The following is an 11,942-nucleotide window of genomic DNA, read 5'->3' as shown; positions in this document are numbered from 1 at the left end:
GTTTTTTGGACTTATTTTGGTAAAAATAAAGGGTATTGCAGCAGTTTTGCCATGCTTTGCAAGCAAATGTACCTTTCCTATTACTGTTTTTAAAGTCTTTGTAATGGTTTTGTTAGTCTTTGCATATATTTGTACCTTTTCTATTACTGTTTTAGGGGGTGTTATGACTCTAAATTGTGCCTTTGCAGCTTAAAAAGGACTTCCCAACATCAATAAAGGTCAACACGACACTGTTTTTTGTTTCCCACGGTCAAAATTGTATTTCCTATTATTTGTTTAGGACTTCCCAATAGGTAAATAAGGATTCTGGAACTTAATTTGCTAGTTGTAAGATTTCGTAAAGTAGTTGCAGAGCTATTGTTGACTTTAAAATGCAGTTTTTATCCTACATACATATTAGGTAGTGGCTATAATTTGTTTTTAATTTTATCTCCTTTAATTGGTGAGTAGTCGTTTTTTAATTCTCCATTCACAATTATTTGGTTAAAATAACATTTTATCCCTGTAGCTTTGTTCATATCTTCTGTATTTTGAATATGATAATGAAGATGTGCTTCTGAAGAATTACCTGAATTACCACAAAGTCCTAATAAGTCTCCTTGCTTAACGTTTTGACCTTGTTTTACAGCAATAGAGTGCTGCTTAAAGTGAGCAAAAAATAAATATTCATTATTTTTTGTTTTAAGAATTACTGTGTTTCCTGGTACGTACATTGGATTTAGTTCGCCTGGTGTATTGTCTTTTATTCCATTAACTACTAAAACGACTGTTGCATTGCAAGGTGCACTAATTTTTTTACCAAAAGCGTAGTAATCTTCATTTGTTTTTCCATCAGTTTTAAAGGTTTTTCCATTTTTATCTGTAATAAGAATGTCGAATGCGTTTTTTTGAGCTTTGTTGGTTACATGATAGTTTACTTCTTTAGTATCTCCACCCCAAAATACTGTCCACAAACCATTGAATGGTAAAATTAGCTTGGTTTTATTTCTTTTTAAAGTAGAGAGATTGTTTTCTGTATAGGGTTTGATAAAAAAGCCATTGATTTTTGCATTGCTGTTGATGGAAATGTTGATTAAGAAAACAGCTTTTTGGAAAGTTGTTTTATACGAAGCGTAAGTGTTTTGATAGTTTACGAATTCTCTTTGTTGAATGTTGCCTGCTTGAGTTTTGAGTCCTTTTAGAAAGTCTATGGTTTTTTCTAAGGGTAAAGCATCCTTCATTTCGGGAGAGAATAGGTTGAAAATTGTTTGGTAGTGTTCTGAGTTAAAATGTTTTTCAAATTCAGCTGAAATTTTTTTTGCGTTTTCTTTTTCTGCTTGTCCAAAACTTAGTATTGGTACTAAAATCAATAAAATAAGAGTTGTTTTTTTCATTTGTACTTAGATGTATTACAGTTTTGGGAAAGGAATGTATTAATTGTTAATTGGTTGGTTTAAAGTTAATTAATTTTAGTTAAGTTCCCAGCAGATTAGAACACAATTCTACTTACTTTAATTAGTGATTGTATATTGTTGGCAATATTTATGGAGTGTTGTTTTTTATGAATTTAAGAGTTTTTCCATTTGTTAGCTTTAAGAAGTAAACTCCATCACTTAAATTTTGGATGTTTATTTTTTCTTGATTGTATACTATTCCTTCTTTTATTTTAACTCCGACGGTGTTGTAAATAGAGTAGTTTTGATTTTTATTTAATCCTGAAATTATGATATAATTATTTGAAGGATTGGGATATAAGCTAAGCAGTGTATTTTTTTTGGTGTTGGTTGCAATACTTAGCGTATTGATTACTAAGTGAAGTATGCTCTCTTTTTGAATATTGTAATAAGATAAAGTTTTTCCAGTTTCAAGTTCTCTACCAGCAAATATCAATGTTTGTTGGTCTGGATGAATTCCTTCTTTGTCTTGAATTTTGGCTTTGATGTTTTCAACGCTATCACTGGGGTCAACGTCTAATGTTATGGTTTTATCAGTTGAAGTTCTTACAAATATTAGCATTGCTGATACATTGAATGATAAAAAAGAGAATAAAATAAAAAAGTAAATTTGTTTCATTTGTTAATTGTATTGGTTGTTGTTGTTGTGATGTTTGCTGATGAGTTTATGTATGGCTCGTTGCGTATTAATGTTTTTTTTTGATTTAATTAATTGAATAGCAATGGTGTTTGTGCATTTTTGTGTGTATGGATTTCCGCAAACTAATTTGTTTTGACATATACATCAACACTTATTAGTTTTCCGTTTTTTATTTCATAGTTTTGTATTGTTCCTTCATTTTTGAAATCAAGTTTAGACATCGCATTTTTGCAATTTACATTATCAGTCTCAACAAACCCTTCGATTCTATTTAGTTTGAGTTTTTTTAATCCAAAATCAGAAATCAAAGGTAAAACTTCTTTCATAATTCCTTTGCCCCAAAACTCTGGTAGTAACCAAAGTCCAATTTCAGCTTTATGTTCTTGATTGTTTATGTCATTTAATCCACCTGCTCCGTAAAAAGTTTGGTTATCAAGAGAGCAAATAGCCCACCACATTTGTTTTTTATCTGCAAACCAAATCATTTGTTCTTTTGTAGCATCCAAATTGTTAAAACTAATTCCGTAATGTTGAATAACTTTTGGGTTTGAAAGTCCGTTGAAAATATTTTCAAGATCAAAATCAGTTATTTCACGTAACAGAAGTCGATTTGTTTTTATTGTCGGAAAATTTTTATCCATTTTTTAAACTTTAATTCTAGCCGTTTTCTAGGCATTAAATACAACGGTTTGGCTGGTGTTGTACTACGTTTTATTTTTGAATATGACTATTCCATTCAGGTCTAACAAGTTGAATTAAAGCTTGTTCATATGCTTCTATAATATTAAGCTTTTCAAATTCCATAGATAAATTTTCACTTCTTGCATATACATCTACACTTTGGTTATTTTTACATGCTAACTTTATTCCATTTCTTACCTTGACCATTACTTTATTTTTGTCATATGATAATGGTCTACTATATCCTTGGATTGATTTACCTATATATTTTATTTCGTCGTTAATAGTCATAACATAAACAATAGATTTTCTTTCTGTCTTTTTTACGAAATATTCGCATTTAAGATTGTTGTCAATCAATCTATAAATTCCAATTTTATAGAATTTAGTATTATTGTTAAGTTCTTGTATTGTCACGGCTTAGATTTATGTGTTTGGTTTTGTTGTAATATGTTTTTTATATTTCTAATTTCATAAAATATAAGTTTTCAATTGATTTCCAATTAAATTTATAGTTCGTCTTTAGACAAATTGGTTTACCGTAAGGTTTTTCAGTTTTGTATTCAAGTTTTGTTCCTGCTATATATTCTTTTCCATCTCTAAAATCAAAATCTCTTGTGTTTTCAGAGTATTCATTTTGATTTACATAATGAGAATGGTTGGTGGAAATATAGAAATAGCACAATTCAATTCCGTTTTCTTTGTAATCTTCGAGATTAGCCAAATCCTTGAAAATATCATATCTATTATTTGGTTCTCTATGATTTTTTTTCTTTAGAAACTTTAATTCAATTGCCGAATTAATTTTTTCGTTTTCATTTCCAAATTCGAGATAAATATCAATTCTAGCTTTGTCAGTTTTACTTTTACGGCTTTTTGATTTTAATTGAATAGTATTCTCTAATTCTAAATGAAATTTTTCACTAGGGTGAAATTCATACAATTGTCCAACAACTTTTAAGATGTATGCAAGTTCGAGTTGAAAAGAAGCTTCATTCTTAGATATAATTCCACCGTTAGCAATTTTCATTTCTAGAAGGTCAAAAGAAGTATCAATTATTTTTTTTAGCCTAGCTTTAAATTTATGCGTCATTAATCAAATGCATTACAACGTCCAATAAAAACGTTTTTGTTGGACCCTCAAATATAAAAGAAACCTTTAAAAACGTATGGATATATACGATAAATGTCTGGCTAAAACATGTACAGACTGCATAGCAAAAAAACTAGCTAGGTTTGGTTGTTAGTAGCGATTTATTTCTGGTATTTTTTTAAAAGAGTATCTATTATTTGTTCTGTTTGGTTAGGGTATTCTACGGTTAGTTTTTGCTTTTGTTCCAACCATTGTTGTACAATTGGTAGTGCTTTCTTTTTTAGTTTTTTAAGTACAGGTACTTGTAGTTGTTGCAAGGCAGCAGCATTGCATTGTTGTTCGTACTGGTTTTTCATAGGTATTACCAACAACTTTTTTTGTAGAAAAAGAGCTTCGGCAGGAGTTTCGAAACCTGCACCACAAATAATTCCGCTACAGCTTTCAAAACTTTTTAAAAACGCTTTGTTGTTTACTGGGGTTATTTGTAGGTTTTTTACTGTATAGGCGTTTTTTGTATGCTTAGAAAAAATATGCCACTGGGTGTTTGGCAATTGCTTAAAGAATTCAATCAGTTTGTCATCACCATATGCGGGCAAGTATACCGTATAATGGCTTTTTACGGTAGGTTGTAGGCTTCTTATTTGGCCTCTAATTACAGGGGTGTAAATATTGGCATTGTATTTTTTAAAATGAAAACCAATATAATCTGTAGTAGGAGCGTAGTGTTTAAGAATACGTTCACCCAATCGGTCTCTTTCTTTGGGTTTGGGACTTTCTTTGGCTTTTACAGCAGCTTGATGACTGAGAGATATACAGGGAATTTTGTGTAGCTTGGCAGCCCATGCAGATACGGGTTCAAAATCGTTTATAACCAAATCGTACTGTTCTATTTGTAGTTGATTTATTTCTTTTCTGAACTTTCTAAAGTCTGAATTTTTATAGGTTTTTAACAAATCCACACCTCCTTTTTTTCCAAAGATAAAACTCCATCCTTTTAATTGATATGTGATTTTAAAAGGAAGTTTTACATCGGCTTGTACACCGCTAACCAACAAATCTAAATCTACTTTTTTTTGTAAGATGGGAACAATGTCTCTGGCACGACTTAAATGACCGTTTCCGGTTCCTTGTATGGCATACAAAACTTTCATACGCTTTTATTTTGTATGCTTTTTTCTCCTATTACGTTGATTTCCTTAATCAGCTCGTTAAAAAGGTCTTTGTTTTTTAAGTCTGCTTTTCCTAAATCATTGTCTGTGTCGTGATCGGTGGGACCTAGTTTTTGTGCAATGGCATCATTTTGATACGAGTAGATTTTCCATTTTTTTTGATGGTACTCTAACGCTGTTAAATTTTCAATCCAGTCACCAGAATTTAAATATTCTACCGATTGTTCTGGATTGTTGGTGTTTAAAATGTTGCGTTGTTGTGGCTGATGTATGTGTCCGCAAATAACGTAATCGTATTCGTTCTGAAAGGCAATTTCGGCCGCAGTATCTTCAAAACTGTTGATGTGTTTGACAGCAGATTTTACGCTGTTTTTAATTTTTTTAGAAAAAGAAATACGTCCTCTTCCTAAAATTTTTTCACTAAACCAGTTTACAAAGGTATTGATCATAATTAGCAAATCGTAGCCTACGCCACCTAGCTTTGCCAACCATTTGGAATGTTGCATGGTAACATCAAACACATCTCCATGAAAAAACCATGCTTTTTTGCCGTCTAGTTCTAATACCAGTTTGTTTACCAGTTGAAAATTTCCAATTTCGAAACCAACAAATTTACGCAGCATTTCATCGTGGTTTCCTGTAATATAGTATACATCAACCCCTTTGGTAACTAAAGAAGTGATGTATTTAATCACTTTCATATGAGGTTTTGGAAAGTATCTTTTTTTAAATTGCCAGATATCAATAATATCTCCGTTTAGGATTAGTTTTTTAGGCTCTATAGTTTTTAGATAGTTTAACAACTCCTTTGCTCTAGAGCCATATGTTCCTAAATGAACATCCGAAATTACAACGACATCTACTTTTCTTTTCGGTTTTTTGTTTGCTGAAGACATGGTACACAATACTTTATCTGGCAAACGTATGCTATATGTGTTAAAAGCAACTTAATTAAAAGTTAAATTTAAAACACTATAAAATTAAACCTGCCAAACAAGCGGTAAGCCAAGAAGCAATAGCACCTCCTGCCATCGCTTTTAAGACCAATTTAGAGATGTCTTTTTTACGATTAGGAGCAATAGCACTAATTCCTCCCATTTGTATTCCGATAGAAGCAAAATTGGCAAAGCCACACAAAGCATAGCTGGCAATAATGGCTGTGCGTTCTGATATTTTGTTGTCGTTTTTTAGAATGGCCAAATCTTTATAAGCAATCAATTCTGTTAATACGATTTTCTCACCCAATAGGGTTCCAAACATGTGAGCTTCATTCCACGGAATTCCCATTAAATAGGCAAGGGGTTGAAAAACAAACCCTAGTAATTCTGCTAAAGAAGAATCAAAAAAGCTTAACAGTCCATCAATCATAGCTACCATACCTACAATGGCAATAATCATTGCAGCAATATTTGCGGCTAGTTTTAAACCGTCTACTGCACCATCACCAATAGCCTCTATACTATTGTTGGCTGTTTTTTTAACTTTGGTTTTTAAACTTCCTGCAGTTTCTGATTTTTCAGTTTCGGGATAAATAATTTTTGCTACAATAATGGCAGCAGGAGCACTCATAATAGAGGCAGCCATTAAATGCCCTGCTATATTGGGCAAATTGTGTAGCATTTTTACATAAATGGCCATTACTCCACCCGCTACAGTTGCAAATCCACCTACCATTACGGTCATTAATTCCGATTTGGTCATGTTTTTTACATAAGGTTTTACAAGCAAAGGAGCTTCGGTTTGCCCAACAAAAATACTACCTACTACACTTAGCGTTTCGCTACCGCTGGTTTTCATGGTTTTTTGAAACACTTTGGCAATTAATTTTACGATCCATTGCATTACTCCTAAATGATAAAAGAAAGCCATTAAGGCAGAAAAGAAAACAATGGTTGGGAGTACTCTAACAGCAAAATTTATAATAGGAGCTTCTACTGCACCAGTTACAAAAGACGAGAATAAAAAATCTCCACCTTTATCGGCATATTCTAGTAATTTTTTGATAGTTTTATCGAAAAAGGAGAAAAAGGGAAGTCCAATTTTTGTTTTTAATATAACCAAAGAAAAAATGATTTGTAAACCCAATCCCCACAATACGGTTCTAAACGAAATAGCCTTCTTATTGTTGCTCATAAGATAGGCAATTGATAAAAGGAGTAAAATTCCTACCACTCCGATATACTGCTGCATAATACATGTTTTATTTGAGGCTAAAAATAGTTTTTTTTTAACATTTAGTTCTTTTATTATGTAGTCGTTTTTCTATATTTGATTAACATAAATTGGTTTTTACTTGAAAAATTACATATCAGTATCCCAAAAAGACATAGAACAGCTACAGTCACAAGGATGTTCCTCCGATGATTGGTCGCTTTTGTACATAAAAAAATCCACAGATCTCTCTAAAGTTAAGCGTGTAACTTTTTCTGGAAAAAATTACCTAGGAAGCATAGAAGGTTCCAGAACTTTTTACGGAGGTATAGAAAAGAAAAATGTTATAGAAAAAGTGCACTTGCACAACTGTAGCATTGGAGACAATCCTTATATTTCTAACGTTAGGAGTTATATAGCGAATTATAATATTGGTGAAAACGTATTGATCTACAATGTAGGTATTATTGCTGTAGATGGAGTTTCTACCTTTGGTAATGGTATTAAGGTAGATGTAATTAATGAAGGAGGAGGAAGAGAAATTCCAATTTTTAACAAACTCTCGGCACAGATAGCTTATTTTTTAGCATTGTATAGACATAAAACAGAATTGGTAACTGCCATTTTAAAAATGGTAGATGAATATACACAATCGATAGCATCGGATACAGGAACGATTGGAGACAACGTAAAAATTCTAAATACCGATACTATAAAAGATGTAGCCATTGGAGACAATGCAGTTATTCGTTCCGTTTCTCTTTTAAAAAATGGATCTATCAACTCTAGAAACGATGCAAGAGTATATATTGGTACCGATGTAAAAGTTATTAATTTTATTATTTCTAGTGATTCTTTTATAGACAACGCTTCGTTTTTGTCAGACTGTTTTATTGGTCAAGGATGTAGAATAGACAAACAATACGCAATAGACCATTCGGTGTTTTTTGCCAATTCGCAAGGATTTAATGGAGAGGCATGTTCTATTTTTGCTGGACCTTATACAGTAACCCATCACAAATCTACTTTATTAATTGCTGGTTTGTTTTCTTTTATGAATGCGGGTAGTGGGTCTAACCAAAGTAACCATATGTACAAGCTGGGGCCTATCCATCAGGGAATTATGAGTAGGGGAGCAAAAACAACAAGTAACTCCTATGTTTTGTGGCCTTCAAAAATAGGAGCCTTTACGCTAATTATGGGACGTCATTACAAGCATGTAGATTCTTCTGATTTTCCATTTTCTTATTTGATAGAAAACGATAATAAAAGTTATTTAATACCCGGAGCCAACCTAAAAAGTGTGGGTGTGGTAAGGGATATGCAAAAATGGCCAAAAAGAGACAAAAGATCCAAAGAAGGAAGATTGGATATTGTTAATTTTAACGCCATTAGTCCGTATACAATTTCTAAGGTAGCAATTGGCTTAGAGCATTTGAACAGAATTTTAGAAAATTCTGACAAAGATTCTGTACAATATACTTTTAGAGATATGGTGATAAAAAAATCTAGTCTGATTAAAGGAATTCGTTTGTATACACGTATTTTGCAAAAGTATTTAGGAGGAGTGGTGATTAGTAAAATTTTAGGAATTCATATTCGTTCCGAGAAAAAATTAAGAGAAATACTAAAGCCAACTTCTACAATAGGAAATGAAAAGTGGGTAGATATTGCTGGAATGATTTGTCCTAAAAGTGCTTTGGAAAACGTGATTACCAAAGTACAAAACCATGAGATTGATTCGATAGAAAAAATTCATGAAGGCTTGCAAGAAATTCATGAAAACTACGACTCGTACTTATGGGGGTGGACCGTAAATATGTTGTATGAATTTTATATGATAGATGTTCAAAGCATAACCAAAGACGATCTTATTTTTATTGTAGATCAGTGGAGAGAAGCAGTAGTGGAGTTAAACAACTTACTATACAAAGATGCAAGCAAAGAGTTTGACTTGCATAAACATATTGGCTTTGGTGCCGACGGAGATGAAGATGACCGACTGGCAGACTTTATTAATGTAAGAGGTGAGTTTGAAAAGAACTCAACCGTAGTAGAAATTTTAAACGATTCTGAGTTGATGGAGAAACTTGGAACAAAAATAATTACACAAATAAAAGGAATAAAAAGATGTGTGGAATTGTAGGATATATAGGTGGTAAAGAAGCAGCACCTATATTAGTAAATGGGCTAAAAAAACTAGAATACAGAGGGTATGATAGTGCAGGAATAGCGGTGTTGGAAAATGATTTTTTGGTGTACAAACAATCAGGAAAGGTTAGCAATTTAGAAGCTATTATAGATGCTAAAGTAAAACAAGTTACTACTGGAATTGCTCATACAAGATGGGCAACACACGGAGAACCTACGCAAGAAAATGCACATCCGCATACGTCTAACAACGGTGAAATAATTTTAGTCCATAATGGGATTATAGAAAATTATAAATTTCTAAAAGATGAGTTGATAAGAAAAGGCTTTCATTTTTTAAGTCAGACAGATACCGAAGTATTGGTGAATTACATTCAGTACATACAGGATAAAAATCAATTAAATATTGAAGATGCTCTTAAAAAAGCATTGCAATCAGTAAACGGAGCATATGCCTTGGCTGTTTTAGATAAAAAAGAGCCCAATAAAATGGTAGTAACACGCAAAGGTAGTCCTTTGGCTATAGGGGTTACAGATACCAACGATGAGTTTTATGTGGCTTCTGATGCTATTCCTATTGTAGAGCATACCCAATCTTTAGTCTATTTAAACGATGATGAAGTTGTTACTTTAGAAAGAGGTAAAAAACTAAAAGTACAAGATATTTACGGAGTTACTAAAGGTTACAAAGTCAAAAATATTGACTTAGATTTGAATCAAGTCAACAAAGGAAAATATGAGCACTACATGCTTAAAGAAATTTTTGAGCAGCCTAGTACCATAGAGAATACTTTGTACAGTCATTTAAATAATGAGAATACCCAAATTAGTTTTGACAAATTAGAAGAACTAAAAGAAAAATTAATTAAAGCCAAGCGTATCATCATTGTGTCTTGTGGTACCTCTTGGCATGCTGGAATTGTGGGTGAATATGTAATAGAAGAGTTGGCAAGAATTCCTGTCGAGGTAGAATATGCTTCAGAGTTTAGGTATAGAAACCCAATTATTACTGATGAAGATATAGTAATGGCTATTTCTCAATCTGGAGAAACAGCTGATACTTTGGCTGCTTTGCGCTATTCTAAATCTATGGGAGCAACTACTTTTTGTATTTGTAACGTGTTTGGTTCTTCTATGTCTAGAGAATGCGATTTTACAGCCTACACTTATGCTGGTGCAGAGGTTGGAGTAGCTTCTACCAAAGCTTTTACAGCCCAAGTTGCAGTAATTACCTTATTAGGAATTCAATTAGGTTTAGAAAGAGGAACCATTTCTAAAGACACCGCAGATGGTTTGGTTAAAGAGATAAAATCATTACCACTAGAAGTCAACAAAGTTTTAAATACAGAAAAGCATATAAAGTCTGTAGCTAAAAACTTTGTAAAATCTTCAAGTTTTTTATTTTTAGGAAGAGGTATTAATTTCCCTATAGCCTTAGAAGGAGCACTAAAGCTAAAAGAAATCTCCTACATACATGCAGAAGGATATCCCGCAGCAGAAATGAAACATGGACCCATTGCCTTAATAGAAGAGTCTTTACCTACATTGATGATTGCAACCAACAATAATTTCTATGACAAATTAGTTTCTAATGCACAGGAAATTAAAGCAAGAAAAGGGCCTATTGTAGCAGTTGTTAATGAAGATGATGATGAGATGACTCACACCGCAGACTTTGTGTTTAAAGTGCCAAGGGTTTCGGATATTTTACAGCCTATTATTGCTGTGGTTCCCTTGCAATTATTTTCGTATCATGTTGCTGTTTATAGAGGATGTAATGTAGATCAGCCAAGAAATTTAGCAAAATCAGTAACAGTAGAATAAATAAGTTACCTTACAATTAAAAATAAAAAAGCTGTCCAACATGGACAGCTTTTTTGGGTTAGAATAGATAGATTAAGGTTGAGAAATACGACCTCCAGAAGAAGTCTTAAAATTTTCTATGGTGGGAGTTCCTTTGTACTTTATATGTCCGCCACTACTAGCTATAGGGTGTAACTGTTCGGTTGCAAATACACGTATAGATGCACCAGAACTAACCTTAGCAGTTGTTGTTTTACTGGTCAAATCAAAAGAATTGATAGTGCTTCCGCTACTAGAGTTACATTGGTACAGGTTGGTTTTTCCAATTAGTTCTATAGCACTTCCGCTACTACTTGCTGCTGTTAAATTCTGGGTATTTACAGAAAGTTTTACCGTAGCTCCACTAGAGGCTTTTACTTTTAAATCATCGCTAAATAAGGTGCTCTCAGACTGAACATAACTTCCGCTAGAAGCATGTATGCTTATAATTTCAGGAAGTGAAACCCAAACTGTTTTGCTGTCTGTTGGTTTGATGGTTTCATCTACATAGATTTTTAATTGACGGTTTTCAATCTCAGTTTTGATATATTCCTGTAAATTTTCATCAGTTTGAACCTTAATTTTTTGTTCATCGTCTTGTTTAATGTGTAGTTGAATTCCTTCGGCTACAGAAATTTTGTCAAAAGGTCTGTAGGTTGTTCTTGTTCTGGTTATGGTATTTCCGTCACCTCTTATTTTGCTGTTAAAATCTGCTGCACAGCTCATCAACAAAAAAGGTAGAATTAAAACAAAGATAGATGGGATGTTAAAATTTTTCATCA

Annotated in this window: 12 protein-coding genes; 3 read left to right on the top strand and 9 right to left on the bottom strand. The window is 32.6% G+C overall.

Annotation, left to right across the window (positions count from 1 at the left end; all coding sequences use genetic code 11):
* Window positions 1-193, top strand: a 193-nt coding sequence (locus tag FS85_RS16830) for a hypothetical protein (protein WP_010134172.1), incomplete at its 5' end; no start/stop codon positions are given.
* Window positions 194-407: 214 nt separating this feature from the next.
* On the opposite strand, the gene FS85_RS0101375 is transcribed toward FS85_RS16830, so the two are convergent.
* From FS85_RS0101375 to FS85_RS0101340, 8 genes are all read right to left on the bottom strand, one after another.
* Window positions 408-1,373 carry a DUF3887 domain-containing protein gene (locus FS85_RS0101375; protein ID WP_010134171.1) on the bottom strand — a complete coding sequence of 322 codons (966 nt, stop codon included), beginning with the start codon at window positions 1,371-1,373 and terminating at the stop codon, window positions 408-410.
* 148 nt (window positions 1,374-1,521) lie between these two features.
* A complete protein-coding gene (locus FS85_RS0101370; protein WP_010134170.1) occupies window positions 1,522-2,052 on the bottom strand; it encodes a ubiquitin-like protein in 531 nt (176 codons plus the stop codon).
* Window positions 2,053-2,195: 143 nt separating this feature from the next.
* A complete protein-coding gene (locus tag FS85_RS0101365; protein ID WP_010134169.1) occupies window positions 2,196-2,714 on the bottom strand; it encodes a GNAT family N-acetyltransferase in 519 nt (172 codons plus the stop codon).
* A 70-nt stretch (window positions 2,715-2,784) separates the two neighbouring features.
* Window positions 2,785-3,045 carry a GIY-YIG nuclease family protein gene (locus FS85_RS0101360; protein ID WP_160162375.1) on the bottom strand — a complete coding sequence of 87 codons (261 nt, stop codon included), beginning with the start codon at window positions 3,043-3,045 and terminating at the stop codon, window positions 2,785-2,787.
* 166 nt (window positions 3,046-3,211) lie between these two features.
* Window positions 3,212-3,784, bottom strand: a complete 573-nt coding sequence (locus FS85_RS0101355) for a hypothetical protein (protein WP_202797924.1) — start codon at window positions 3,782-3,784, stop codon at window positions 3,212-3,214.
* Between the two features lie 224 nt (window positions 3,785-4,008).
* Window positions 4,009-4,998: a glycosyltransferase family protein gene (locus FS85_RS0101350; RefSeq protein ID WP_010134165.1), complete on the bottom strand. Its 990-nt coding sequence runs from the start codon at window positions 4,996-4,998 to the stop codon at window positions 4,009-4,011.
* On the bottom strand, window positions 4,995-5,912 hold the full coding sequence (locus FS85_RS0101345) for a UDP-2,3-diacylglucosamine diphosphatase (protein WP_010134164.1): 918 nt from the start codon (window positions 5,910-5,912) through the stop codon (window positions 4,995-4,997). Before FS85_RS0101345 ends, FS85_RS0101350 begins: the two co-directional genes overlap by 4 nt.
* 76 nt (window positions 5,913-5,988) lie before the next feature.
* Window positions 5,989-7,206, bottom strand: a complete 1,218-nt coding sequence (locus tag FS85_RS0101340) for a NupC/NupG family nucleoside CNT transporter (protein WP_010134163.1) — start codon at window positions 7,204-7,206, stop codon at window positions 5,989-5,991.
* Between the two features lie 103 nt (window positions 7,207-7,309).
* Between FS85_RS0101340 and FS85_RS0101335 the strand changes: the two genes are divergently transcribed.
* A complete protein-coding gene (locus tag FS85_RS0101335; RefSeq protein WP_010134162.1) occupies window positions 7,310-9,313 on the top strand; it encodes a DUF4954 family protein in 2,004 nt (667 codons plus the stop codon).
* On the top strand, window positions 9,298-11,142 hold the full coding sequence (gene glmS, locus FS85_RS0101330; protein ID WP_010134161.1) for a glutamine--fructose-6-phosphate transaminase (isomerizing): 1,845 nt from the start codon (window positions 9,298-9,300) through the stop codon (window positions 11,140-11,142). Before FS85_RS0101335 ends, glmS begins: the two co-directional genes overlap by 16 nt.
* 72 nt (window positions 11,143-11,214) lie before the next feature.
* Here glmS and FS85_RS0101325 read toward each other — a convergent pair whose 3' ends face one another.
* Complete coding sequence (locus tag FS85_RS0101325) at window positions 11,215-11,940, bottom strand: head GIN domain-containing protein (RefSeq protein ID WP_010134160.1); 726 nt, start codon at window positions 11,938-11,940, stop codon at window positions 11,215-11,217.
* Between the last annotated feature and the right edge of the window lie 2 nt (window positions 11,941-11,942).

It is taken from the genome of Ochrovirga pacifica, assembly GCF_000220525.1.
GTDB classification, from domain to species: domain Bacteria; phylum Bacteroidota; class Bacteroidia; order Flavobacteriales; family Flavobacteriaceae; genus Ochrovirga; species Ochrovirga pacifica.
The sequence above is the reverse complement of the archived record's forward strand: the minus strand, read 5'-3'. Positions and strand labels throughout refer to the sequence as shown.

Coding starts and splice junctions, on each gene's coding strand:
- FS85_RS0101345 (WP_010134164.1), bottom strand. CDS start 5,912: ATGTCTTCAGCAAACAAAAAACCGAAAAGAAAAGTAGATGTCGTTGTA.
- FS85_RS0101350 (WP_010134165.1), bottom strand. CDS start 4,998: ATGAAAGTTTTGTATGCCATACAAGGAACCGGAAACGGTCATTTAAGT.
- glmS (WP_010134161.1), top strand. CDS start 9,298: ATGTGTGGAATTGTAGGATATATAGGTGGTAAAGAAGCAGCACCTATA.
- FS85_RS0101365 (WP_010134169.1), bottom strand. CDS start 2,714: ATGGATAAAAATTTTCCGACAATAAAAACAAATCGACTTCTGTTACGT.
- FS85_RS0101370 (WP_010134170.1), bottom strand. CDS start 2,052: ATGAAACAAATTTACTTTTTTATTTTATTCTCTTTTTTATCATTCAAT.
- FS85_RS0101325 (WP_010134160.1), bottom strand. CDS start 11,940: ATGAAAAATTTTAACATCCCATCTATCTTTGTTTTAATTCTACCTTTT.
- FS85_RS0101360 (WP_160162375.1), bottom strand. CDS start 3,045: ATGACTATTAACGACGAAATAAAATATATAGGTAAATCAATCCAAGGA.
- FS85_RS0101340 (WP_010134163.1), bottom strand. CDS start 7,206: ATGCAGCAGTATATCGGAGTGGTAGGAATTTTACTCCTTTTATCAATT.
- FS85_RS0101355 (WP_202797924.1), bottom strand. CDS start 3,784: ATGAAAATTGCTAACGGTGGAATTATATCTAAGAATGAAGCTTCTTTT.
- FS85_RS0101375 (WP_010134171.1), bottom strand. CDS start 1,373: ATGAAAAAAACAACTCTTATTTTATTGATTTTAGTACCAATACTAAGT.